The organism is Streptomyces sp. NPDC055025 (genome assembly GCF_053608565.1).
On the sequence record NZ_JBSGVS010000030.1, the window covers coordinates 38,607 to 63,951 of the forward strand.

18 protein-coding genes are annotated in these 25,345 nt (G+C 71.6%); 8 read left to right on the forward strand and 10 right to left on the reverse strand.

The annotated features are described in order from the left end of the window. Window positions 1–60 precede the first annotated feature (60 nt). Window positions 61–1,059, reverse strand: a complete 999-nt coding sequence (locus ACWGDX_RS19745) for an MHYT domain-containing protein (protein WP_453627205.1) — start codon at window positions 1,057–1,059, stop codon at window positions 61–63. A 352-nt stretch (window positions 1,060–1,411) separates the two neighbouring features. Here ACWGDX_RS19745 and ACWGDX_RS19750 point away from each other — a divergent pair, with 352 nt between their 5' ends. The 5 genes from ACWGDX_RS19750 (at window position 1,412) to ACWGDX_RS19770 (ending at window position 6,622) form a co-directional block, all read left to right on the forward strand. After that, window positions 1,412–2,320, forward strand: coding sequence for a glycerophosphodiester phosphodiesterase (locus ACWGDX_RS19750; protein WP_453627275.1), 909 nt, complete (start codon window positions 1,412–1,414; stop codon window positions 2,318–2,320). Window positions 2,321–2,435: 115 nt separating this feature from the next. Next, window positions 2,436–2,981 (forward strand): methylated-DNA--[protein]-cysteine S-methyltransferase, encoded by a 546-nt coding sequence (locus ACWGDX_RS19755; protein ID WP_453627207.1) that lies wholly within the window; start codon window positions 2,436–2,438, stop codon window positions 2,979–2,981. A 306-nt stretch (window positions 2,982–3,287) separates the two neighbouring features. Further along, window positions 3,288–4,517, forward strand: coding sequence for a formaldehyde dehydrogenase, glutathione-independent (gene fdhA, locus ACWGDX_RS19760; protein ID WP_365902454.1), 1,230 nt, complete (start codon window positions 3,288–3,290; stop codon window positions 4,515–4,517). Window positions 4,518–4,703: 186 nt separating this feature from the next. Further along, entirely contained in the window at window positions 4,704–5,612 is a 909-nt protein-coding gene (locus tag ACWGDX_RS19765) for a pseudouridine-5'-phosphate glycosidase (RefSeq protein WP_453627209.1), read from the forward strand. Window positions 5,613–5,671: 59 nt separating this feature from the next. Continuing rightward, window positions 5,672–6,622 carry a carbohydrate kinase family protein gene (locus tag ACWGDX_RS19770; RefSeq protein WP_453627277.1) on the forward strand — a complete coding sequence of 317 codons (951 nt, stop codon included), beginning with the start codon at window positions 5,672–5,674 and terminating at the stop codon, window positions 6,620–6,622. A gap of 64 nt (window positions 6,623–6,686) precedes the next feature. Here the strand turns inward: ACWGDX_RS19770 and ACWGDX_RS19775 are convergent, their stop codons facing one another. The 3 genes from ACWGDX_RS19775 to ACWGDX_RS19785 form a co-directional block, all read right to left on the reverse strand. Further along, window positions 6,687–7,325: a uridine kinase gene (locus ACWGDX_RS19775; protein ID WP_453627211.1), complete on the reverse strand. Its 639-nt coding sequence runs from the start codon at window positions 7,323–7,325 to the stop codon at window positions 6,687–6,689. A gap of 65 nt (window positions 7,326–7,390) precedes the next feature. Further along, on the reverse strand, window positions 7,391–9,922 hold the full coding sequence (locus tag ACWGDX_RS19780; RefSeq protein WP_453627213.1) for a SpoIIE family protein phosphatase: 2,532 nt from the start codon (window positions 9,920–9,922) through the stop codon (window positions 7,391–7,393). Window positions 9,923–10,097: 175 nt separating this feature from the next. After that, the gene (locus tag ACWGDX_RS19785; protein WP_453627215.1) at window positions 10,098–10,769 is read right to left on the reverse strand and encodes a winged helix-turn-helix transcriptional regulator; all 672 of its coding nucleotides are present in this window, start codon (window positions 10,767–10,769) and stop codon (window positions 10,098–10,100) included. 86 nt (window positions 10,770–10,855) lie between these two features. Here ACWGDX_RS19785 and ACWGDX_RS19790 point away from each other — a divergent pair, with 86 nt between their 5' ends. Further along, window positions 10,856–12,067 (forward strand): pyridoxal phosphate-dependent aminotransferase, encoded by a 1,212-nt coding sequence (locus ACWGDX_RS19790; protein ID WP_453627217.1) that lies wholly within the window; start codon window positions 10,856–10,858, stop codon window positions 12,065–12,067. A gap of 499 nt (window positions 12,068–12,566) precedes the next feature. Here the strand turns inward: ACWGDX_RS19790 and ACWGDX_RS19795 are convergent, their stop codons facing one another. Next, window positions 12,567–13,301 carry a DUF7873 family protein gene (locus ACWGDX_RS19795; RefSeq protein WP_453627219.1) on the reverse strand — a complete coding sequence of 245 codons (735 nt, stop codon included), beginning with the start codon at window positions 13,299–13,301 and terminating at the stop codon, window positions 12,567–12,569. Window positions 13,302–13,649: 348 nt separating this feature from the next. Between ACWGDX_RS19795 and ACWGDX_RS19800 the strand changes: the two genes are divergently transcribed. Both ACWGDX_RS19800 and ACWGDX_RS19805 read left to right on the forward strand, forming a co-directional pair. Beyond that, window positions 13,650–14,780, forward strand: coding sequence for a S1 family peptidase (locus ACWGDX_RS19800; protein ID WP_453627279.1), 1,131 nt, complete (start codon window positions 13,650–13,652; stop codon window positions 14,778–14,780). A gap of 326 nt (window positions 14,781–15,106) precedes the next feature. Then, entirely contained in the window at window positions 15,107–16,762 is a 1,656-nt protein-coding gene (locus ACWGDX_RS19805) for a translation initiation factor 2 (protein WP_453627221.1), read from the forward strand. Between the two features lie 60 nt (window positions 16,763–16,822). On the opposite strand, the gene ACWGDX_RS19810 is transcribed toward ACWGDX_RS19805, so the two are convergent. The 5 genes from ACWGDX_RS19810 to ACWGDX_RS19830 form a co-directional block, all read right to left on the reverse strand. Beyond that, the gene (locus ACWGDX_RS19810; protein WP_453627223.1) at window positions 16,823–18,955 is read right to left on the reverse strand and encodes an NB-ARC domain-containing protein; all 2,133 of its coding nucleotides are present in this window, start codon (window positions 18,953–18,955) and stop codon (window positions 16,823–16,825) included. 4 nt (window positions 18,956–18,959) lie between these two features. Beyond that, window positions 18,960–19,385 carry a hypothetical protein gene (locus tag ACWGDX_RS19815; protein ID WP_453627225.1) on the reverse strand — a complete coding sequence of 142 codons (426 nt, stop codon included), beginning with the start codon at window positions 19,383–19,385 and terminating at the stop codon, window positions 18,960–18,962. Between the two features lie 47 nt (window positions 19,386–19,432). Then, window positions 19,433–20,812, reverse strand: coding sequence for an SWIM zinc finger family protein (locus ACWGDX_RS19820; protein ID WP_453627227.1), 1,380 nt, complete (start codon window positions 20,810–20,812; stop codon window positions 19,433–19,435). After that, the gene (locus ACWGDX_RS19825) at window positions 20,809–23,841 is read right to left on the reverse strand and encodes a DEAD/DEAH box helicase (protein WP_453627228.1); all 3,033 of its coding nucleotides are present in this window, start codon (window positions 23,839–23,841) and stop codon (window positions 20,809–20,811) included. The genes ACWGDX_RS19820 and ACWGDX_RS19825 overlap by 4 nt, the downstream gene beginning before the upstream one ends. 145 nt (window positions 23,842–23,986) lie before the next feature. Then, window positions 23,987–25,069, reverse strand: coding sequence for an SPFH domain-containing protein (locus ACWGDX_RS19830; RefSeq protein WP_453627230.1), 1,083 nt, complete (start codon window positions 25,067–25,069; stop codon window positions 23,987–23,989). Between the last annotated feature and the right edge of the window lie 276 nt (window positions 25,070–25,345).

Genomic DNA, 25,345 nt, shown 5'->3' on the forward strand with positions numbered 1-25,345 from the left:
AACCACCGTACGACCACCCACTGACAGCCGGGCGCCGGACGACACCGGATCACCGCCCGCTCACCAGTCGTGCAGGTCCTGCGGGCCGCTGCGCGGCGCTCTGGCGGCCGTACGGTCGGCCGCCTCACGGCTGTCCCGGTCCGCGCGCGGCCGGGTCCGCTGCGATGGCACCCCGCCCAGCCCCCGGGACCCGCACAGCCCGCGTACGGAGCCCGGGGGCCGGGCCGTCCGGGCGGTCCGGCCGGACCGGAGGCGGCCCCAGCGCCGGCTCCGGTCCGCGTCCGGGTCCCGGTCCCGGTTCCGCTCCCGGTCCGCGTCCCGGTCCCGGCCACCCGTCACCAGCAGCGGGTCGAAGACCAGCGCCACGCCCGCCAGCAGCAGGAAGGCCGCGGGGCCGATCAGCATCGGCACGAGCAGCTCGGTGGCCGGAGCGCCGCCCGGGACGGCGGTGGTCCCGTCGAGATGGACCTCGACCCCGGCCATCGCGGTGAAGTGCATTCCGGTCGACGCGACGCCCAGCACCAGACTGGCCGCCAGACTGGCCGAAAAACCACGGTGCGTGGCGGTCACCCAGAGCCCGGCCACGGACGCGGCGACGGCGATCAGGACGGAGAGCGCGACCGTCCCGGTGTCGTAGGCGACCTGTCCGTGCAGCCGTACGCCGGCCATGCCGAGGTAGTGCATGGTGGCGATGCCGAGACCGGTGACCGTACCGCCGGTGACCAGGGCCATCGGGGTCGAGCCGCGATAACCCACTATGAAGATCCCGATCCCTGTCATGACGATCCCGACGGCAAGGCTGGCGAACGTCGTGAGCCGGTCGTAGCCGACGGGCACCTCGGTGACGGCGAAGCCCATCATGCCGATGAAGTGCATCGTCCAGACGCCGGAGCCGATCGAGGCCGCCCCCAGCGCCAGCCCGCCGGGTTTCCAGGGGCGCCGGGCGCGCAGGGATCTCGCGGTGCAGCGCAGGCCGAGTGCCGCCCCGAGACAGGCCATGAGAAAGGCCGCCACGGGGGTGACGAGGCCATAGCTGAATCCTTCGACGGTGCCCTGCATACGGTGTGCCCTTCGCCCCTCGGCTCCATGTACGGAAGCGCTGGTTCGGGGCGAGAGTAGGACGGCGGGCGCGGTAATCAAACAGGCACCGGCCGATTTGTCGATATGAAGCCGATATGAAGCCGACATGCGGCGACACGGAGCGGCACGGCCCCGCGGTCCGGTATGCCTGTCTCGGGGTGTGGCTTCATGTGGTGGCCAACCTTCGCCCGTCCTCCGTTGGCCGGAGGCTGCCACCCTCGGGGCCGACCGTCATCCCGCGACACGAGGAGTCCAGGTGTACGCGCGCACATCGGCGGCAACGCGCACGTCGACGACAACGGCCAGCGCGCTGCTGGGGGTCACCGCGCTCATGCTGCCGGGCGCCGCCACGGCCTCCACCGGTCCGGGCGACGTTCCCGTCCCCGCCCCCGCGAGCGCCGCTGCCGCCACCGCGACCGCGACCGCCACGGGCGCCGCCGTCACCACCGCCGACGCGCCCAGGGCCGGCGGCCCGCTCGTGATCGCGCACCGCGGCGCCTCGGCGTACGCGCCGGAGAACACCCTGGCGGCCGTCGAGCGGGCCGCCGAACTGGGCGTCGACTGGGTGGAGAACGACGTACAGCGCACCAGGGACGGCGCCCTGGTCGTGATCCACGACGACACTCTGCTGCGGACCACGGACGTGGAGCGGGTCTTCCCCGACCGGGCGCCGTGGAAGGTCAAGGACTTCACCGCCGCCGAGATCGCGCGGCTGGACGCCGGAAGCTGGTTCGGCGCGCGGTGGGCGGGTGAGCGCGTACCGACGCTGAAGCAGTTCCTGAACACCGTCGACGCCAACCGCCAGAAGCTGCTCCTGGAGATCAAGGCCTCCGAGCTGTACCCGGGCATCGAGAAGGACATCCTGCGGGTGCTCCGCCAGGAGGGCTGGCTGGACCGTGCCCATGTCGAGGAGAAGCTGGTCATCCAGAGCTTCAGCGCGGACAGCGTCCGTGCGGTGCACCAGCGGCGCCCCGAGATCACGACGGGCTTCCTCGGGACACCGGCGACGGCCGAGCTGCCCGCGTACGCCGCGTTCACGGACCAGATCAATCCGTCGTACACCTCGCTGACCGCCGGCTATGTGGCCGCCGTGCACCGGCTGAAGGGCCCGCACGGCAAGCCGCTCACGGTCAGTACCTGGACGGTCAACGACGCGGCGGGCGCGGTGCGCGTCAGGGATCTCGGTGCGGACGGGATCATCACCAACAACCCGGACGTGGTGCGGGACGCGGTGGGCTGAGACCCGCCGGGCCGTCCGGGGCTCTCCGTCCGGGGCTCTCCGTCCGGGCCGCACCGGCCGGGGCGGGCCGGCGGGCCGGGACCTGTTGTCAGTGGTGGCCCTTACGGTGGTCCGCATGAACACTTACGGACAGTCCCCGCTGGAGTGGACCGTCGTGGGCAGCGACATCGGGCCGCTGCTGCTGGCCGCGACGGGCCAGGGCCTGGTGAGCGTGGTCTTCCACGCCGACGGGCCGGTGCGGGAGAGGGCGCTGCGGCAGCTCAGGGAGCGGCTCGGGGCCGAGCCGGTCGAATCGGCGTCGGGCCTGCTGGCCGGGCCGATACGTGAGCTGTCGGCGTATTTCGCGGGCGGGCTGCGGGAGTTCGGACTGCCGCTGGACTGGTCGCTCTCCGGAGGTTTCAACCGGCAGGTGCTGCGCGAGCTGGCGACGGGTGTGCCGTACGGCGCGGTGGTGGGGTACGGCGAGCTGGCACGCCGGGTGGGCCAGCCCGGCGCCGCCCAGGCGGTCGGCGCGGCGATGGGCTCCAATCCCCTGCCGGTGGTGGTGCCGTGTCACCGGGTGGTGGAGAGCGACGGCGGGCTCGGCGGTTTCGGCGGCGGGCTGGAGACCAAGCGGCGGCTGCTGGCCCTGGAGGGTGTGCTCCCGGCGCCGCTTTTCTGAACCCCCGCCCCCCCGCCCCCCGGAAGCACGCTGCCGCAAGCCCGGACGAGGGTGCGAATATTGCACGGTTTTACCGTCACTTGTCCGCTTTCCTTGCCGGGCTTAGGCTGATTTGTGGAGCACCACCGCGCGTACAGCCCGGCGGATACCGTGCGAGGCGCTTGTACGTCCGGCCCCGCCGACCGGGCGGATTCCCGTGTCCGCACCCCCCGTGGCCGGACCGCCCGAGCGGTAGCGGACTCCATGACCCGCGCACATGCCGAGTCATCCGCTGGACAGGCAGAACCGAAGGGACGGCGAGTCAGCATGAGCGGAGGAAACAGGGCGGTCGCATACATCAAGCCGGGTGAGGTGGAGGTCAGGGAGACCGAGTACCCAGGGCTGGAACTTCGCGACGGGCCGGGAGTGGCCCCGGCCAATATCGGCCGCAAGTGCCGGCACGGGGTCATCCTCAAGGTCCTCGCCACCAATATATGCGGCAGCGACCAGCACATGGTACGAGGCCGTACGACGGCCCCCGAAGGCCTGGTCCTCGGTCACGAGATCACCGGCGAGGTCATCGAGAAGGGGCCCGACGTCGAGTTCATCGACAACGGCGACATCGTCTCGGTGCCCTTCAACATCGCCTGCGGGCGCTGCCGGAACTGCAAGGAGCGCAAGACCGGAATCTGTCTGAACGTCAATCCGGCCCGACCCGGCGCGGCATACGGCTATGTCGACATGGGCGGCTGGGTCGGTGGCCAGGCGGAGTACGTCATGGTGCCGTACGCGGACTTCAATCTGCTCAAGTTCCCCGACCGGGACGCGGCACGCGAGAAGCTCCTCGATCTGACGATGCTCTCGGACATCTTCCCGACCGGCTTCCACGGCGCCGTGACCGCCGGCACGGAGGTCGGCTCCACGGTGTACATCGCGGGCGCGGGACCTGTCGGCCTGGCGGCCGCGGCTTCGGCGCAGCTCCTCGGCGCGTCGGTCGTCATCGTCGGCGACCTCAACACCCAACGGCTGGACCAGGCCCGCAGTTTCGGCTGTGAGACCGTCGATCTGACGCTGGGTTCGCTGGAGGACCACATAGCCCAGATCCTGGGTGTGCCCGAGGTGGACGCGGCGGTCGACGCGGTCGGCTTCGAGGCGCGCGCCTACGGCAAGGACACCGACGAGGCACCGGCGACCGTCCTCAACTCCCTGATGAACGTGGTCAGGGCGGGCGGCAAGCTGGGTATCCCGGGGCTGTATGTCACCGAGGACCCGCGCGGTGTCGACAAGGACGCCAAGTCCGGCACGCTGAAGGTACGGCTGGGGCTGGGCTGGGCGAAGAGCCATGAGTTCACCACCGGCCAGTGCCCGGTGATGAAGTACCACCGGGGCCTCGCGGAGGCGATCCTGCACGACAAGGTGCATATCGCGAAGGCGGTCAACGCCACGGTGATCTCGCTGAACGACGCACCGCGCGGATACGCGGAGTTCGACCACGGAGCGAGCCGCAAGTATGTGCTGAATCCGCATGGCGCGCTGAATGGAGTGAAGGCCGCCTGAGGTCGCACGACGGGTCTGATCCGGGATCCGGGCACGAGACCCGGGCACAAGATCCGGACGTGAATCGCCGGCCGGCTGTCCCGCCGGCCGGTGATCGCGCGCCCGGCCCGGCGATCCGGGGGCGGTGTCCGCACGGAGCCGGTGGCCGACGTTTGCGCGGGCCCCGGACGTGCCATGGATGGGGACATGCCAGACATCACTTTGCAGCACTCTCCCGAGGTGCGGGAGGCGCTCGCCGCGGGCCGTCCCGTGGTCGCCCTGGAGTCGACGATCATCGCGCACGGACTGCCGCGCCCCCGCAATCTGGCGGTCGCGGAGGAGCTGGAGGAGCTGGTGCGGGCCGGGGGCGCCGTGCCCGCGACCGTCGCCGTGCTGGACGGCCGGCCCCATGTGGGCCTGGTCAAGGACGAGTTGGACCGGATCGCCCAGGACGAGTCCGTACGGAAGCTGGGCCGGCGCGATCTGGCACCCGCGATCGCGGCGGGCGCGAGCGGTGCGACCACCGTGTCCGCCGCCGCGTTTCTGGCCGCCAGGGCCGGGATCCGGGTCTTCGCGACGGGTGGTCTGGGCGGGGTCCACCGCGGCTGGACCGAGACCCAGGACGAGTCGGCCGATCTGGCGCTGCTGGCCAGGACCCGGATCACGGTCGTCTGCGCGGGGGTCAAATCGATCCTGGACGTCCCGGCGACGCTCCAGCGCCTGGAGACACTGGGCGTGAGCATCCTGGGATACGGGACGGAACGTTTCCCCGGTTTCTATCTGGCCTCTTCCGGCGAACCGGTCGACTGGACGGTCCACTCGCCCGAGGAGGTCGCGGCCGTGATGGCCGCCCAGGACGCGCTGGGCGGCCCCGAGTCGGCGCTGATCGTCGCCAACCCCGTACCGGAGGCGCGGCAGCTCGATCCGGCACTGCACGACCGGGTGCTCGCGGAGGCCCTCACCGAATGTCATGAGCGCGGGATCGGCGGCCAGGCCGTCACCCCGTTCCTGCTGGACCATCTCATGCGGCGGACCGAGGGTGCCTCGCTGGAGGCCAATCTGGCGGCGGTACGCGGCAATGTACGGCTCGCGGCCCGGATCGCCACGGCACGGTGACCCGCGGGGACGAGGCACGCGGGGACGAGGCACGCGGCGGCGGAACGTACGACGACGAGGTGTACGACGGCGGCGCGCTCGGGCACGGCACGCTCGGCGGCGGCGCCCTGCTGGTGGTCGGGGACGTGGTGACCGATGTGGTGGCGCGGTACCGCGCATCTCTCGCGCACGGTACGGACACGGCCGCCGAGATCCGTACGCTGCCCGGCGGCGCCGGGGCCAACGCGGCCTGCTGGGCCGTCCACAGCGGGTGCGCGGATGTACGGCTGCTGGCGCGGGTGGGCGCGGACGCCCATGACTGGCACGCGGAGCGGCTGCGGCGGGCGGGGGTACGGACACGTCTCGTCATCGACGACAAGGTGCCGACCGCCACGGTGATATGCCTGGTCGACGCCTCCGCCGAGCGCACACTGCTCACCGACGGCGGAGCGACACTGCGGCTGTCCCCCGACGACTGGTCGCCGTCCCTCCTCGACGGGGTGGGGCGGCTGCATCTCTCCGGCTATCTCTTCTTCACCGAGGTGAGCCGGCGGCTCGCCGCCGTCGCGCTGGGCTCGGCGCTGGAGCGCGGGATTCCGGTGAGCGTGGATCCCGCCTCGGCCGGCTTCATCGAGGAGCTGGGCGCGGACCGTTTTCTGGCAGCGGTCGAGGGCGCGGAGACGCTGCTGCCCAATGCCGACGAGGCCAGGCTCCTGACCGGTCTGACGGATCCGGCGGACGCCGCGGCCGAGCTGAGCCGACGGGTGCCGCTGGCGGTGGTCACCCTGGGCGGGGACGGCGCCCTGGTGGCGGAGGCGGGCGCCGTCAGTGCCCGCGTACCGCCCGTCCCGGCCCGCGCCGTGGACTCGACGGGGGCGGGCGACGCGTTCACCGGCGCGTTCCTGGCGGCGCGGCTGACGGGCGCGAGCCCCGTGCGGGCGGCCGTGGCGGGCTGCCGGGCGGGGGCACGCGCAGTGGCGGTGGTGGGCGGACGCCCCCCGGACGCGCCGTGGCCACCGGACGCGCCGTAGCCACCGGACGCGCCGTAGCCACCGGTGCACGGCGCACCGCCGTGGGCCGCCCGTCGGCCGCCCGTCAGCCCAGCCCGCCCCAGGCCGGATGCCGGGGATCGTCGGCCCGTACGACCACATCGGCGACGGCGGCCGGGTCCACCTCGTCCTCGTACCGGGCGAAGGCGGGCAGCGTCCAGAGTTCACCCGCGTCGGTACGGCGCCGGAGCGCGGCCGGTGACAGCCGCAGATGCGCCGTGAGGTCGAACGGGAACCAGTGCCCCAGCAGCAGCGGCCCGTGCAGCACCAGCACACCGCCGGGCGCCAGTTCACGGTGCGGGCTGCGGGTCGCCCGGTCGGTGGCCGGGTCCCAGAGATCGGGCAGGACCCGCCCGCTGCCACCCGGTTCCAGGGGGCCGAACACCTCGCGCCAGAGGGCGCCGGTGTCGAACCAGCCGCTGTAGTACGTGTCGGGGTCCTCGCGCCCGTACTCGTACCGCAGCGAGGCGGGGCGCAGAAAGCCGGCGGTTCCGACGACCAGCACCGACCTGCCGCGTACCCGCAGCGCCTCGGCGAGCGCCTCGGCCGGCCCGGCGGTCCCGGCGGCGGGCGCTCCGTCGAGAGCCACCCGCGACCAGGGCCCGCCGTCCGCCGGGTCCGTCTCCAGGATCCGTTCGGCGAGGGCCTCGGTCAGCCGGTCCCAGGTGATCGCTTCGAGTCGCACCCGTTCATCATCGTTCAGGCGTTCAGGCACGCGAAAGGCGGCTCGGAGACCGCCTCACAGGCAGGTCACAGAGCCATGACCGGAAGGCTCTGCTCGGCCCAGATGGTCTTGCCGCCGACGCCCTGGCGGGTACCCCAGCTCTGGGTGAGCTGGGCCACCAGCAGCAGCCCGCGGCCTCCCTCGTCGAAGACGCGGGCCCGGCGCAGATGGGGCGCCGTGTTGCTGCCGTCGGAGACCTCGCAGATCAGGCTGCGGTCATGGATCAGCCGGAGCTGGATGGGCGCCTCGGCGTACCGGATGGCGTTGGTGACGAGTTCGCTGACCACCAGTTCCGTGGTGAAGACGGCCTCGTCGAGCCCCCACTCGGCGAGTTGGGCGGAGACCTCGCTCCGTGCCCGGCTCACCACGGTGGGGTCGGTGGTCAGCTCCCAGGTGACCACCTGATTCGCGTCGAGCGCGTGCGTACGGGCGAGGAGCAGCGCGACATCGTCGGCGGGGTGGGGCGGGAGCAGCGCCTTGAGCACACCGTCGCAGATCTCCTCCAGAGGCGCGGTGGGCTGGGACAGCGCCTCGCGCAGCGCGTCCAGCGTGTCGTCGATACCGCGCTCACGGCTCTCGATCAGACCGTTGGTGTAGAGGGCGAGGATGCTGCCCTCCGCCAGGTCCACCTCGACGCTCTCGAAGGGCAGATTGCCCAGCCCGAGCGGCGGGCCCGCCGGCAGGTCGAGGTATTCGACGGCTCCGTCGGGACTGACCACTGCGGGCTGGGGGTGTCCGGCACGGGCCAGCGAGCAGTGCCGGGAGACCGGGTCGTAGACCGCGTACAGACAGGTGGCACCGACGTCCCCGGAGGACTCGGCCGTGGTGGCCACACCCTGGCCGCTCGCCGCTTCGGCGGCGAGATGGTTGACGAGGTCGTCGAGATGGGTGAGCAGTTCGTCGGGAGGCAGATCGACATCGGCCAGCGTGCGCACCGCCGTCCGCAGCCGGCCCATCGTGGCCGACGCCTGGAGGCCGTGGCCGACGACATCGCCCACGACCAGGGCGACCCGTGAGCTGGACAGCGGGATCACATCGAACCAGTCGCCTCCCACCCCGGCCCTGGTGTCGGCGGGGAGATAGCGGAAGGCGACCTCGGCCGCCGCGTTCTCGGGCAGCTTCCTGGGCAGCAGACTGCGCTGGAGGGTCAGTGCCGTTTCGCGTTCGTGGGTGAAGCGGCGGGCGTTGTCGATACAGACGGCGGCCCTGGCCGTGATCTCCTCGGCGAGGAGCAGATCCTCCTGCTCGAAGGACTCGGGGCGCCGGTGCCGGGTGAAGGTCGCCACGCCGAGGGTGGTCCCGCGGGCGCGCAGGGGTACGGACATCATCGAGTGGAAGCCGAACTCGCGCGCCTTGGCGGCCCGCTCGGGTGCCTGGATCTCCCAGGGGTTGGTGGCGGGCCCCGTCATCTCGCTCACGACCCCACGCGCGGTGAGCAGGCTCTCGGCGGCGGGCGAGTAGTCGGAGTAGACATCCGTCTCCCCCACCGGGACCACGGACTCGGGGACACCCTCGAAGATCGAACTGCACGCGGCCCGGCGCAGTGTGACCCGGCCGTTCAACGGTCCGGCCGGCGGCTCGCCGCCGTCGCTGACCGTGGGAATCAGATCGACGGTCACGAAATCGGCCAGGACAGGGACGGCCACATCGGCGAGCTCCCGCGCCGTGCGCCCGATGTCGAGGGTGCTGCCGATATGAACGCTGGCCTCGTTGACCAGAAGCAGGCGCTGGCGGGCCGTGTACTGCTCTGTCACGTCGTGTATCGCCACCATCACACCTCGCACGTCATCCTCGCGGTCCCGCAGGGGCGAGATGGAGAGCGACCAGGCGAGTTCGTGCTCATGGCCGGCCATGCGCAGGGAGAACGCGAGCTGCCGCGGTACGCCGGTCTCCAGCGCCAGCCGCATATAACACTCGGTGTTCTCGGCCTCCAGGCTGGGCACGATCTCCGGCAGCCGCAGCCCGCGCATGTCGCTCTCCACCAGGCCCAGCAGACGCTCCATGTCGCCGTTCGCGCACCGCAACCGCAGATGGGTGTCGTAGACCGCCATTTTGCACGGGGACTGGACGAAGTACTCCTCGATCAGTTCCCCGTCCTGGGCGCACGGCTCGGGACGGGAAAGAGGGGAGACGAGGAGCCACTCGACGTCGTCGGTTCGGCTCTCGTCGGTCCGGCTTTCGTCGGTCCGGCCTTCGTCGGTCCGGCCTTCGTCGGAGTGCGAGGAGCGGAGGTGCGCCAGCAGCGGCACATCCACCTGCCCGCCGTCCCGGTGCAGCAGCGTGACCGTACCGCTCCATCTGCCCAGCGTCTCCGGGCTCCGCCGCGCCTCCTCCGCCGCCCTGGCGGCCGATTCGGCGGTCTCCGCGCCGGCGAACAGCCCGGCCACGGGACGTCCCACGACCTCCGCGGACGCGTACCCCAGCAGTCTGCGGGCTCCCTCATTCCACTGCGTCACCATGCCCCGGGCGTCGACAGCGACCCTCGCGGTGGACGTCTCGTCCACGAAGACATTCGATCGGACGGACTCTTCCTCGCGCTCGGCGTCCGGCCGAATCATGGCCACTCATCTCACCCTCGAACCGCCAGGGGACACGGACACCATCAAGTATGACACCGGGTGACAGATATGGTCATCGAACTCCATTTTCTCTCAATACATTGAGAAAGATGTTAATAACTCATCAAAATTGATATATGCGGTGTTTGATGTTTCGGGTATTCCTTACTCCTCGTCACTCCATTCCTCGCCACTCCCCACGCAGCACCGTGGCCAGCACCCCCTCCCCCGACACCTCGATACGCCCCTCCCGCACTCCGTCCCCGACCGTCAGCTCGCCTCCGCTCAACGCGCGGCAGGTGTCGGCGTCGAGGACGAGACGGGCGTCGGGGCTCTCCGCGGGGCCGTCGCCGTACACCGGATCGCCCGCGCCGAGCCGCACATGGAACGCCCCTTCGTCCAGCCGGACTTCCACCACGCCCTCATGTCCGTACCCGTCCGCGCCACCGGGCCCCGGCAGACCGTCCAGCACCGGCAGCAGCGGCACCGCGAACCAGTGCGCCCGAACGGCGTCGGTGGGCCTGCGCTCCGCCAGCACCGGAGCGCCCCACTCCGCCAGGGCCGTGAGGACCGGCAGCAGCCCCCGCCCCCGCTCGGTGAGTTCATACACATACGCGGCGGCCGGCGGCGGCAGTCTGCGGCGCGTGGCCAGTTCGTCGCGCTCCATGTCCTTGAGCCGGGACGCGAGCACATCCGTGCTGACGCCGGGCAGATCGGCGTGCAGATCGGTGTAACGGCGGGGCCCCGCGAGGAGTTCACGGACGATCAGCAGGGTCCAGCGGTCGCCCACGGCGTCGAGGGCACGGGCGGCGGCGCAGTACTGGTCGTAACTTCGGCGACGTGACATGTGGCGCAGTCTAGACATGTTGTTGGACTTTCCAAGCTCACACTTGGTAAAACCAAGTATCGCAACAAGGTCTGGGAGGCCACCGCATGGAATTCCGGCAGTCGAGCAAACTGAGCGAGGTCTGCTACGAGATCCGCGGCCCGGTGATCGAGCACGCCGACGCACTGGAGGAGGCGGGCCACAGCGTCCTGCGCCTCAACACCGGCAATCCCGCGCTCTTCGGGTTCGAGGCGCCGGAGGAGATCCTCCAGGACATGATCCGGATGCTCCCCCAGGCACATGGGTACACGGACTCGCGCGGCATCCTCTCCGCGCGCCGCGCCGTCGCCCAGCGGTATCAGACGCTGGGCCTGCCGGATGTCACCGTCGACGACATCTTCCTGGGGAACGGAGTCTCCGAGCTGGTCTCGATGGCCGTCCAGGCGCTGCTGGAGGACGGTGACGAAGTCCTCATCCCCGCACCCGACTTCCCGCTCTGGACGGCCGTCACGACCCTCGCCGGCGGCCGTCCGGTGCACTACCTCTGCGACGAGTCCGCGGACTGGTATCCGGACCTCGACGATCTGGCCGCGAAGATCACCGACCGCACCAGGGCCGTCGTGATCATCAACCCCAACAATCCCACGGGGGCGGTCTATCCACGTGTGGTGGTGGAGGGGATGCTCGATCTCGCCCGCCGTCATCAGCTGATGGTGTTCGCGGATGAGATCTACGATCAGATCGTCTATGACGACGCGGTCCACCACACCGCCGCGGCCCTCGCTCCCGATCTGGTCGTCCTCACCTTCAGCGGGCTCTCGAAGACCTACCGGGTGGCGGGTTTCCGTTCCGGCTGGCTCGTGGTCAGCGGACCCAAGCAGCACGCGCGCAGCTATCTGGAGGGGCTCACGATGCTCGCGTCGATGCGCCTGTGCCCCAACGCGCCCGCGCAGTACGCCATTCAGGCGGCGCTCGGCGGCCGGCAGTCGATCCGGGAGCTGACGGCTCCGGGCGGCCGGCTCCATGAGCAGCGCAACCGCGCCTGGGAGAAGCTGAACGAGATTCCGGGGGTCTCCTGCGTCAAGCCGAAGGGCGCGCTGTACGCCTTCCCCCGGCTCGACCCGAAGGTGCACAAGATCCACGACGACGAGCGATTCGTACTGGACCTGCTGCTCCGCGAGAAGATCCAGGTCGTCCAGGGGACGGGCTTCAACTGGCCGCGCACGGACCACTTCAGGATTCTGACCCTGCCGTACGCGGACGACCTCGACGCGGCGATCAGCCGTATCGGCCGCTTTCTGAGCGGGTACCGCCAATGACGGCGGCCGCCGGAAGAGCGGAGCGAAGGCCCGGAAGGGCAGGGCGGGGACTCGGAGGAGCTGGGCAGGGGGCCCGGAGGAGCGGGAGGAGGAGCGGACCCGGGGGCGTAGCCGGCCCCCGAGCCCTGTGATGCCACCCATGTCGCACGCCGGCACACTTGAGGACCCAGGTCAGTCGTCATGTCGCCGCGTCCTGCCATTGGACCACCGCGCATCGAGCTGCGCGGGCCGGACTTGAACCGGCACTTCGACGTCCCAGGGCCTGGGCCCGATCGATCCGGCGATCGGCGGCCAATGCTGAGTCTGGAGCAATAGTCTGAGATTGATCGCGGTCTGCCTCTGCCAGTTGGGCTACCGCGGCCCGTCACCCTTGTGCGGATGTGCCGCGGGGAGGACTCGAACCTCCACTGGAACCGCGCAGTCACGACAAGCCTCAGTTTCAGCTTGCGCTCCTCGCGCACCCCGGCCGCACAAGCGGGCAGCCGGGGAGTATATGAGGCTACCCGAACAGGTAGCCGAACACCGCGTCGCCTACCGGCTGATCGGTGACATCCGCGCCGTTCGCCTCCTCACGGGCGAACTTCACGGCCTGCTGGAGCTTCTCGACCCGGTCGAGCAGTTCGTTCACCCGTCGGGCGGGCAGCGCGCCGCTGAACTTCACCGTGGTCCAGTAACCGACCGGTATGTCCTCGTAGTACACCTCGACCTGCGCCGGGTGCTTCTCGGTCGCCTCGGCCTTCACATGGTTGCGCGGGACCTTCTTCGTACGGACGGTCCGTACCGCCTCGGTCTTCCACGCGTCCGTCGACGGGTCCTGGCTCCAGGACTCCGAGGCGTCCAGCACCGGCAGCTTGCGCACGAAGGTGTTGAGGTCGGTGAGCTGCTTCTCCAGGAAGAGCAGATACGACACCGGCGCCTGGCTCACCAGCGCCCGTCCGTCGACGGTGATGTCGGCGCGCGCGGTGCAGTTCGCCCAGTCCTTGGTGGCGGTCACATCGAACAGCCGCGTCAGGGTCTTCGCGGTCTCGCGCAGCACGTCCTCGGCCTTGACCTGGACACGGGTGGACTCGGGCGGAAGCTGCTCACCCTCCTCGTCCTTCGGCTGATACGTACGGGAGATACCGGCGAGCAGGGCCGGCTTCTGGAGGCCGTGATGAGCCGCCGTCAGGTCCTGGTGCGCCTTGGACTTGACGCCCTTCTCCACCGCGATGATCTGATTGAGTTTCGTTGCCACGTCAGGGAAGTTAGCAGGGTCGACCAGCCCCGTTCGAACGAATAAACGACACCGGAAGAGCGGGGCATCCGGGGAGCGAGAAGCCGGGGCAGGAGGCCGGGGCGTCCGGGGAGCCAGTGAGGACCCGCCGGACGCCGGAACCGCCGGGACGCCACCCCGAACGGACAGCCCAGAACCCCAACCGGGCAGGGGGCGGCCCGGGTTGGCCATTGGCATGGACCTGCCCATGATCCTCGGATACGCTCCCGCTGGCATGGGCTGAGAGCGCTCTCAGCCGGCCGCTGTTCCACGTTCCACCCCCACGAAGCTGGAACAACCAGAAGGGCCAATCCCTTGAGACGCACGACAGTGATACGTACCGGCCTGTCCGCACTCCTCGTCATCGGAGCCTGGGCCACCGCCGGCCTCGTTCCCGCGACGGCCGCCCCCTCTCCCACCTCCGAAGCACCGGCCTCCGCGGGTCTGCTCTCCGCGATGCAGAAGGACCTGGGCCTGACGAAGGGCCAGGCCGAGGCGCGTCTCGCGGCGGAGAAGACCGCGACGGCCGTCGACGGAAAGGCGCGGCGCGCGGCGGGAGCGGCGTACGGCGGTTCCTGGTTCAGCGCGGACAGCGGCACGCTGACCGTCGCCGTCACCACCGCCGGGAAGGCCGACGCCGTACGGGCGGCCGGCGCGACCGTACGGCTGGTCGAGCACAGCGCACAGCAGCTCGACGCGGCGAAGGCGAAGATCGACGCGCTCTCCGCGCCGGCCGGTGTCGCGAGCTGGCACGTCGACCCCAAGGCCAACAAGGTCGTCGTGAACGTCGTCGCCGCGCAGAAGAACGACAACGATGTCCAGGGCTTCCTCGCCCGCGCCCGGCAGGCCGGTCCCGTCACGGTCGAGGAGACCGCCACGGCCCCGCAGACCTTCGCCGCGGGCACGGTCGGCGGTGACCCGTACTACACGGGCAACGTCCGCTGTTCCATCGGCTTCTCCGTCTACGGCGGCTTCGTCACGGCCGGCCACTGCGGCCGGGCCGGTGCCGGGGTGAGCGGCTGGGACGGCTCGTACATCGGCAACTTCCAGGGATCGTCCTTCCCCGACAACGACTACGCGTGGGTGAACGTCGGCAGCGGCTGGTGGACCGTCCCCGTGGTCCTCGGCTGGGGCAGCGTCTCCGACCAGCTCGTCCGCGGCTCCAACGAGGCCCCCATCGGCGCCTCGATCTGCCGCTCCGGCTCCACGACCCACTGGCGCTGCGGCAATGTCCTGGCCAAGAACGAGACGGTCAACTACAGCCAGGGCGCCGTCCACCAGATGACCAAGACGAGCGTCTGCGCCGAGGGCGGCGACTCGGGCGGCTCCTTCATCAGCGGCGACCAGGCCCAGGGCGTCACCTCGGGCGGCTGGGGCAACTGCAGCAGTGGCGGCGAGACCTGGTACCAGCCGGTCAACGAAATCCTGGGCCGCTACGGCCTGACTCTCCACACGGCCTGATCCTCCACACGGCCTTGATCTCGCCCATCCATGGAGCTGGTCCGTGGATGAGGCCTGTCGCGGCGAAGGGTTCCCTCCCGGGGCGATCCCCTTGCCGCGACAGGCGCGGGGACACCGCGCGTCCGCCCCGGCCACCGCCCGGCCGGACCCCGGTACCCCGGTAATCTCTCGCCGTGCCGTCACACCGCCCGGAACAACCCGCGCAGATCCGGGAGAACGGCATACCCGGAAACCCCAAGCAAAGTAGGATCAAAGACCCTGAAGCGGGCAGCGGGCAGCGGGCAGCGGGCAGCGGGCAGCGGGCAGCGGACAGCGGACAGCGGACCGTGCTGTATGCCGTACGGTCCGCCACCGCGCTGAATCGTCTCCTCGACACCCTTCCCGTCTTCGCCGGGGACCACCGTGTCCAGCCGCTCTTCACCCTCGTCCCCGGGTCCGACTTCAGTACGGACGCCCTTCTCGCGCTCGACGGCGCGGGCGCGCGGACCGTTCCCTGGGCGCAGGCCGTACGCGGTGGGCATGATCTCGTGGTGGCGGCCAGTCCCAACGGGCCGCTCCACGAGCTGCCGGGACCGCTTGTGCTGCTGCCGCACGGCGCCGGGTTCAACAAGCGGCTTCCCCGTTCGTCCACGGACGACTCCGCTTCCGGACTGCATCCGCGCCAGCTCCTGCGCGACGGGACGCCCCTGGCCTCGCTGCATGCCCTCGCGCACCCCGGCCAGTTGGCGCGGCTCGCCCAGCAGTCCGCGGCGGTCGCCGGGCGGGCGGCCGTCGTGGGGGATCCGACGCTGGACCGGATGCTGGCGTCCCGTACCCGCCGGGAGCGGTACCGGGACGCGCTGGGCACGGGTGGGCGCAGGCTGGTGGTCGCCGTCTCCACCTGGGGACCCGAGTCACTGGCCGAGCGTCTGCCGGAGCTGCCGGGGCGGCTGACCGCCGAGCTGCCCTACGACTCGTATCAGGTGGCCCTCGTCCTGCACCCCAATGTTCACAGCCGGCTGGGCGGATTCGCCCTGCGGCAGTGGCTCGCGCCCGCGCTGGCCGCCGGGCTGCGACTGGCGCGGCCGTACGAGGAGTGGGCCACTCTCCTCACCGCCGCCGACTGCGTGCTGACCGACCATGGATCCACCGCGCTCTATCCCGCGGCCCTGGACCGGCCCCTGATCGGCTGTTACGCGGGCGGTACGGAACTGCTTCCGGCCAGCCCCATGGCCGAGCTCCTGGCGCGCGTACCGCGTTTGACGGCGGACCGGCCGCTCGACGCGCAGATCGACGCCGCCGTCGCCACGCACCGTACGGGTGACACCAGCGCCCTCGCCGCCGCGGCCTTCGCCGAGCAGGGGCGCTCGCTGGAGCTGCTGCGCACGCGCTGTTACCGGCTCCTCGGGCTCGAACCGCCTCCCGGACCGGTCACGGTCCGCCCCCTGCCGGTCCCCGGGACCGGCCAGGAGCGGCCGACCGCGTTCGCGGTGCGCGTGGAGGTGTCCGGCGACACGGTGTCCGTGGCCCGCCATCCGCTGAACAGCGGTCCGCACGGCGGGCACATCAGCGCCGAGGACGGCGTCTCGACCTCACATGAGATGGAGAGCGCCGGGCTCATCCTCCGCCGGGCACGGGCCATGACGACGCCCGTCCGGGAACCGTACGGATCCGACGCGGTGTGGACCGCGGGCGGCTGGACGGCGCGCGTTCTGGCTGAGTACCGCGGCTGCCGGACGGCCGCGGCCGTCCTCGCCCACGACCGCTGCGTACTGCGACGCGACGGCTCTCCGCTCCTGACGGTGCGCATCACGGCCGACACGGAGCGGAGCGAACCGCTGATACGGCCCGACCCCGCGGCCGTACTCTCCGCCGTCCACGGCTGGCTCGACACCAACCCGGATCCGGCTCTGCCCGCGACCCTTGAGTGTGTGGTGGGCGGCCGCCCGGTACGGGCCCTGGTGGCGTACGGAACGGAGGCCGACATACACGCCGAGCTGTGACCGCCGGTCCCTCGGTCATCTCCGGTCACTTCCATCGGCCCTTCGGTCACCATCAGGCCTTCAGTCTTCGGGCTCCGCCTCCATGCCCAGCCGAACACGCAGTTCACGGGCGCGGGCACGGTGCCTCCCGGCCGCCTCCGGATCGCCCGACTCCTCCGTCACCCCGGCGAGTTCGTCATGCAGCGCGATCTGGTCGTGGACGGACCCCCGTGCCCGCTCATGAGCCAGAGCCTCCTCGTACGCGGCGACAGCCTGTGCCGTGCGCCCCAGTGCGCGGTGGGTACGAGCCAGTTCGGCAACGGCACGACCGGTCACCCGCGACCGGTTCTGGTCCGCCGCCATCCGGCGCGCGGTCTCCAGCTCCGCTTCGGCCTCGGTCAGCCGCCCCGCGGCACGCAGCGTACGGCCGACCAGGAAGGTCTGGAGCAGTACGCCGTAGGGGTTCCCGATCGTGAGATGGATATCGCGCGAGCGCTGGAAGTACACGACGGCCCGCTCCGGCTCTCCGCGCCACGCCAGATACTTGCCCCGGAACTCCAGAGCCGAGGCGTGCGGTTTCTCCCCCGGCACGACCGACTCGGCCGAGAGCACCGCCTGCCGTGTCTCCGTATCCGCGTCCTCCGCGCGGCCGGCCTTCCAGAGCGCCTGGGCGAGCTGGCAGCGCATCCGGATCAGCGCCTCGGCCGCACCGTCGCGCTGCGCGCAGTCCCGGCCGGTCTCGAACGCGCGAATCGCGTCCTCGTGGTTGCCGTGGTCCTCGTAGTGCTTCCACAGCGGCTCGCAGAGGGACCAGGCGTGCGTGTCCTCGCCCAGGTCGCCCGCGATGCGGACCAGTCCGTACAGCGCCCTGCGCTCCGCGTCGAGCCAGGCCCCGGCCTCCGCCGCGCTCGCGAACGGCACATCGGGAGCGTACGGAAGCTCCGGGACCGGTTCGGCCATACGCATTCTGTCCGCGCCGATCGCGCGGTCGGCCCGCTCCGCCTGTCTGCGGTACCACCCGAGCAGCCGGCGCAGCCCCTCCTCGGTCTCGGCCGGATCGCCGTGCCGGCCGGCGCAGCGGACGGCGTGGGCACGGAGCAGGCTGTGCAGCCGCCTCCGGCCCGCACGGGGTGAGAGCGCCAGCAGTCCCGCGTTCGTCAGTCCGTCGAACCCGTCCTCCCCGTCGTCGAGCCCCGTCCCGAGCAGGGCCGTGGCGGCGTCGAGCGTGATGTCGTAACCGGGGTGGTGCGGCATCAGCCGGTAGAGCCGGGCCGCCGGCGGGTCGAGTGCGGCGTACGCCGCGTTCCACACCGCTTCCACCACGGGCAGCCCCTTCTCGTGGAGGTCCTTGGTGAGGTCGTCCACGATCCGCTCCATCCGCCTGGTGGGATGGGCGCGGAGCAGCTTGCCCGCGGTGTGCAGGGCGATGGGAAAGCCCGCGCAGAGCCGCGCGACGGCGGCCAGGGCCTGCGAGGACCCACCGGGGCTCACACCGCCTACGGCCTGCCCGCCGAAGGCCTGCCCGCCGACGATCTGCCGGAGCACCTCCGAGGCGTGCTCGAACGACAGCGGCTCCAGCGCGAGTCCGAGCGCACCCCGCGACTCCAGTGCGGACAGCCGCTCCTGGCTCGCGACCAGGACCACCGACTCGGCCGACACCGGCAGCAGGGTGGTGATCTCGTCGGCGGACCACACGTTGTCCAGGACGAGCGCCAGACGCGTGTCCCGGGTCCTGGCCCGGTATCTGTTCTCCAGTGCCCGGCGCTCCTCGGGCAGTTGGCTCTCCGCCGGCGTCAGCCAGCCGAGCAGATGCCTCAGTACGGCCGTGAGGTCGATCGCCCCCGCCGTGCGCCATTCGTCCAGATCGACGTAGAAGGAGAGCAGGCCGTGCTCTTCGAGCTCATGGGCGAGCCGGACGGCCAGCGCGGTCTTGCCGATACCGCTCACCCCGCTGAGCACGACCGTCAGCGGCCGTACGGGACGGGCCGACCGACCGCGCGCGGCCAGTTCCCGTCCGACCCGTTCCCGCTCCGGAGCCCGGTTCTCGAACGGCTGCTCCTCCACCGGAAGCTGACATTCAGGAGCGGGAGCCGGAGCCTGGTGCGGAGCGTCGGCGCCGACGTGGACATGCTGGGTGAAGCTGTCGATCCGCCTCGCCTGGACGACCGAATGCGCGCTGGCGTCTCCGCCGAACGTGTTTCCCCCGCCGGTCATCTCCTCAGCCCTGTCCGCCGTTGTGCACCTGGCCGTTCAAGCCGATCTGGATGACCATGCCGTACTGGCCCCCGCTGATCGTGTTGTATACGTCCCGGACCTGCTGGGCCGGGAGCGGCGGGGTCAACTCGGCAACGAGGGCGCGCAGTTCGGCGGCGGCCTCGGGGTCGGCGCGCAGTGTGCGGCGCAGCCGGTTGCGCCATTCCACGCGGAGGTCCTCGGCCGTCTGCTCGTCGCCGTCCCGCTCGGCCGCGGTCAGTTCGGCGCGCGCGGTGTCCAGCTCGGCTTCGATCGACTCCGGGGACGCCTGGCCCCGGCCCGCGAAGAATCCGACCATCCGGACTCGTGCCCGGGTCCAGCCGTCCGTCGTCATCTGCTGGACGAGCGCCGTCGCGCCCGCCATCGCCAGTGTCACCAACTCGGCTTCCACCGGGCCCCCTTCGGCCGCCGATCGTTGTGGACAACCGAGCCTACCGGTCACCTGCCGAGCAGGGCGGTCAGCGCGCCGACCGGATCCGTGTCGGGGGTGCCGCGCGGCCACCAGTCCTCGCGGTCGCGGTCCGACTCGTATCCGTACCAGAGGCCGTCGCGGCCGAAGCGTAGTTGCAGGGACGGGGTGGAGAGCTGGTTGCGCCAGGGCCGGAAGTGCGGGAAGTCGGCGGCGGCGAGAGCGGGCCGGGCCCGGTCGAACGGACCCGCCGGCGGGTCCCAGGGCTCTTCCAGCACGGCCAGTCCCGCGAGGCCGCCCTGGTGCCAGGCGGCCACCGCGCGGGCCAGATCGGTGGGGGTACGGTCCAGGGCCCCGGCCAGATCGCGGTAGAGGGCGCGGGAGGAGGCGGTGAGCCCGGACCCGGGATGGGCGGCGGCCAGACGTACCGCGTCCTGCCAGGGGGTGAGGGCGCCGACCGGGTCGAGCCCTGTGGTGAGGAACGTGTGCGCGCGGACCGCCGCCTCGGTGGCGAGGAGATCGAGCGCCAGCGGATCGGGCGCGCCGGGCACCTGCGGATAGACCGGCGGCCGGCCGGGCACCACGGGCACGGGGAACGGTGGCGGCAGCACCGGAAGCGGCCGCGGGCGAAGGGCCGTTTCGGCCGGGACCGTGGGCATGGCCGGGGCGGCGGAGGTCCGCTCGGCGGCGGAACGGGTGGCGTTGCGGCGGGTCAGATCGGCGAGGACCTCGCTCTCCCCACGGCCGCGCATCAGAAAGAGGACAAAGGGGTCCTGGTCGAGGAGCCTCGCGGTCTGGTAGCAGAGAGCGGCGGCGTGCTTGCACGGATAGCCGTCGTCCGGGCAGGAGCAGTCGGGGGTGAGATCGCCCGCCGACGGCAGGAGGTCGGCCGACGCGGCGAGGGCATGGGGCATCTCCTTGTCCAGGAGGGCCGCGATGTGGTCGGGGCGGGCCGCCGCGGCGTCGAGGAGCTCCTCCCAGTCGGCCTCGTCGAGCACCCGGAGCCGGATCTCCGTACGGTACGGCCGGGGCCTGGTCCCGTGGACATAGGCCGTGACCCGCCCGGGGGTGACGGTGATCGCGTCGACGAGGCCCCGGCCGGCGTAGGCACGGCCGCGCTGGAGACGTGCCGCGTCGAGCGCGGTGTCCTCCATCGACTCCACCCAGGCGTTCCCCCACCAGGTCGCGGCGAAGTCGCGCGCGGCCCCGGGCCTGGGCGGCAGGGCCGGGAACGTACGGCGCAGGTCGTCATGGCGCGGGGCGCGCGCCGCACGGCCTTTGCCGCCGGCCCGTCCGCCGCGTGAGGTCCTGGAGGCGGAGGCGCGCGTCCCACCGGTGGTGTCCGACGCGTCCGGGGTGGGCCGGGTGCCCGGGACATACGGAGGGTCCGAGGCGTGGGGTGCCGTCATGGCAGCCTCCTCAGCGACACCAGATCGGCCAGTTCACGGTCGGTCAGCTCGGTCAGGGCCGACTCGCCCGAGCCGAGGACCGCGTCGGCCAGCGCCCGCTTGGACATCAGCATCTCCGCGATCCGGTCCTCGACCGTGCCCTCCGCGATGAGCCGGTGGACCTGGACGGGCTGGGTCTGGCCGATACGGTACGCGCGGTCCGTCGCCTGCTCCTCCACGGCCGGGTTCCACCAGCGGTCGAAGTGGACGACATGGCCGGCCCTGGTGAGATTGAGCCCCGTGCCCGCGGCCTTGAGGGAGAGGATGAAGACCGGGATCTCGCCGGACTGGAACCGGTCCACCATGCGCTCGCGCTCCGCCACGGGAGTACCGCCGTGGAGAAGCTGGGACGGTACGGCCCGGGAGGCGAGATGGGCGGAGAGCAGCCGCGCCATCGAGACGTACTGGGTGAAGACCAGCACCGAGCCGTCCTCCGTGAGGATCGTGTCCAGCAGCTCGTCGAGAAGAGCGAGCTTGCCGGAGCGGCCGGTCAGCCGGGCCGGGTCCTCCTTCAGATACTGCGCGGGGTGATTGCAGATCTGTTTGAGCGCGGTGAGCAGCTTCATCACGAGACCCCGGCGTGCGATGCCCTCCGCCTCCTCGATGGCCGCCATCGTCTCGCGGACGACCGCTTCGTAGAGCGAGGCCTGTTCCCGGGTGAGGGCGACGGGGTGATCGCTCTCCGTCTTGGGCGGCAGCTCGGGCACGATGCCGGGGTCGGACTTCTTTCTGCGCAGCAGGAAGGGCCGTACGAGCCGGGACAGACGCTCCACCGCCGCCGCGTTCTCCACGTCCTTGACGCCGGCGCTCTTCGCGTTCTCCGCGTTCTCGACGATCCTGGCGTGGCGCGACCGGAACGCCTTGAGCGGGCCGAGCAGACCGGGCGTGGTCCAGTCGAGCAGCGCCCACAGCTCGGAGAGATTGTTCTCGACGGGGGTGCCGGTCAGCGCGACCCTGGCGGGCGACGGGATCGTACGCAGCGCCTTGGCGGTGGACGAGAAGGGGTTCTTGACATGCTGGGCCTCGTCGGCGACGACCATCCCCCAGGTGTGCGCGGCCAGTGCGTCGGCACTGCCGCGCATCGTGCCGTAGGTGGTGAGCACGAAGCCGGCCGCCACATCGTCCAGGGTGCGCCCCGCGCCGTGGAAGCGGTGCACGGGCACCCCGGGCGCGAAGCGGGTGATCTCGCGCTGCCAGTTGCCGAGGAGTGAGGCGGGGCAGACGACCAGCGTGGGGGCCGTACGGGCCCGGTGGAGATGCAGCGCGATGACGGTGACCGTCTTGCCGAGGCCCATGTCGTCCGCCAGGCAGCCGCCGAGGCCGAGCGAGGTCATCAGATCCAGCCAGGCGAGACCGCGCAGCTGGTAGTCGCGGAGCGTGGCGGCGAGGGCCGGCGGCTGGGGAACGGTGCCATGGTCCCCGGTGAGCCGGTCGCGCAGGGCCGCCAGCGCGCCCGTCGGCACGGCGTCCACCGTCTCGCCGTCCACCTCGGCGGTACCGGTGAGGGCGACGGCGAGCGCGTCGACCGGCTCCAGCAGCCCCAGCTCCCGTTTGCGCGCCTTGCGGACGAGCGCGGGGTCGACCACCACCCACTGGTCCCGCAGCCGCACGATCGGGCGGTGCGACTCGGCGAGCGCGTCCATCTCCGCCTCGGTGAGCGGATCGCCGTTGAGCGCCAACTGCCAGTTGAACTTGAGCAGTTCCTCGCTGTCGAAGAACGGTGTGCCGTCCGTGGCCGAACCGGGCGCGGGGCGCACGACCGCGGCGGCCGTGAGCGTACGGGCCAGCTCCCTGGGCCAGTGGAGGGCGACGCCCGCCGCCGCGAGACGGGCGGCCCCCGGGCCGAGCAGGTCGTACAGCTCGTCCTCGGAGACCGCCAGCGCGTCCGGGACATCGCGCTCCAGCAGCCGGGCGAGAGGGGTCCATACGCGCGCGGCACGGCGGAGGGCGAGCATCGCGTCGATCCTGGCGCGCGGACCGAAGCTCTCGTCGCCGGCGCCCGCCCAGAGCCCGGCCGCGTCGATGACCAGGGTCGGGTCGGCCAGGCTGTGGACCTGGACGAGCGCGGTCCCCGCCCGGCGTACGACATCGTCCTGCCCGGCGACGGCGGGGACATCCGAATCGGAACCCGTGCGCGGGCCCCTGTCCGGGCCGGAGCCCGGGTCCGTCCCGGTGTCCGCGCCGGCGCCCTCCTGATCGAACAGGTCGAACGCGGAAAGATCCAGCCGCAGCGAGACCCGCACCCCCGCGTCCATACCGGCCGCCGCCTCCGCCGCCCAGGTGCGCGCACCCGGCAGATGCTGGGCCGCTCGGGCCGCGAACGGCGCTCCCGCCGCGTACGCCGCGGCCGGGGTACGGGGCAGGGAGTCGGCCACGGCGTCGAGGAACGCCCGCACCAGGGCTTCCGGATCGGGCAGTCGCAGCGGACCCGGCCCCGGAAGCGGCACGGCGTGCGCCTCGGGAGGCATGGCCGCCGCGATGGCCCGCAACTGGGCGATGTCGTCGGCGTCGAGCGGGCCCGCCCGCCAGGCGTCGTGGTCGGAGGCGGTCAGACCGGGCAGCAGTCTGCCGCGCGCGGCGAGCTGGAGCGCGTGCAGCGCGGCGGCGCCCCAGCAGGCGGCCGCGGGATGTGCCGCCTTGTCGCGCCGGGCGCGGACGAGCAGCGGAACGGCGTCCACGACGGACAGCAGCACGGCGGGAACGGAACTCGCGCGGACGGCTCCGTCCCCATGGCTCCGTACGACGGTCAGCTCCTCCGCGCCGTCCTCCGCGCCGTCCGCCGTCGTGCTGTCCGCCGGGCCGTCGTGCTCCGCCGCGACGGGCAGCGCGCCCTCCGGAGCCCAGAAGGCCACCCGCCCCTCGCGCGGCAGTCCCGCGGGCAGGAAGACGGCCGCACAGCGCGTGAGCCCGGCGGTCACGGTCGTGGACGGGGAGGATGTGCGGGGCGCGGAAGATCCGGGCAGCGGAGGAACGGCCACCACGGAAGGCATGACCGGTTCCGCCGAGGAATGAACGAATCGCGCCACAGCCGCCGACTCCTTCCCGCGCAAGATCCGATTACCTCCGCGAGTCTAGGCGGGGGGTCTGACAACGGGTCCAGGAACGGCGTTTTCGCAGGTCAGTGAGGGTAGAGAATCAGACACGCGGCTGGGTCGGCACGGGCTTCTGACGCGGCGCGGTCCCGGGCGGCCCCTCGCCAATCGCCGCCTCATCCAGCACGGCATCACCCCTCGCGGCCTCACCTGCGGAAGTCCCGCCGACCGGCGTCGTCGGGGCCGGCGCCTCGGACACCCCAGATACCTCGGACACCCCAGATACCTCAGGCGCCTCGGAGACCTCGGAGCGCCCCGCGGCCTCGGACGAAGTCCGCGGTTCCGTCCGCGCTCCTCCCGAAGCGGACGGAACCGCGGACGGCACCGGGGCACCCGAGACGGCCCTCACGGCCTGCGCCGTCTCGGCCGGCGTGGCCCGCTCAAGAAAACGCAGCAGCTCGACCGGGAAGGGCAGCACAAGTGTCGAGTTCTTCTCGGCGGCGACCGCCACCACGGTCTGGAGCAGCCGCAGCTGGAGCGCGGCGGGCTGTTCGGACATCTGCTCGGCCGCTTCCGCGAGCTTCTTCGACGCCTGGAGCTCCGCGTCCGCGTTGATCACCCGCGCGCGGCGCTCACGGTCCGCCTCCGCCTGGCGCGCCATCGACCGCTTCATCGTCTCCGGCAGGGACACATCCTTGATCTCGACCCGGTCGATCTGTACGCCCCAGCCGATCGCCGGGCTGTCGATCATCAGTTCCAGACCCTGGTTCAGCCTCTCGCGATTGGACAGCAGATCGTCCAGATCGCTCTTTCCGATGATCGACCGCAGCGATGTCTGCGCCATCTGTGAGACCGCGAACCGGTAGTCCTCGACCCGGATCACCGCGTCGGCCGCGTCCACGACCTTGAAGTAGATCACCGCGTCCACGCGGACGGTGACGTTGTCCCGTGTGATGCCGTCCTGTGCGGGCACGGGCATCGTCACGATCTGCATATTGACTTTGTGCAGCCTGTCCACAAAGGGGACGATCATCGTGAATCCGGGCCCTCGCACACCCTCGCGGAGCTGGCCGAGCCGCAGAACCACGCCTCGCTCGTACTGCTTGATGACCCGCGCGGCGGCCATCCCGTACAGCCCGAGGGCACATACCGCCGCTATGACCGCTACCACCAGTTCCTGGACCATGACGGGTCCCCCTGACGCCGGAGCGAGGTACTCATATCCACGGTATGCCCTGTATGACCCGGCGGTCGAGAAGCGGATACGGGGGTTCTACGGGCCAGTAGCCGGACACCAGCGGCGCGGCCGGTCATGACCGGCGGGGCCGGTGGCTCCGGCGGGTGACCGGCACCGGCACCGGCGGGTGACCGGCACCCCGCTACCCCGGCCGGCCGCGCACCTCGTGCCGTGGGACGCCGGATCCGGCAGTGTGACCAGCACCGGGCTTCTCCGAGCCGACCA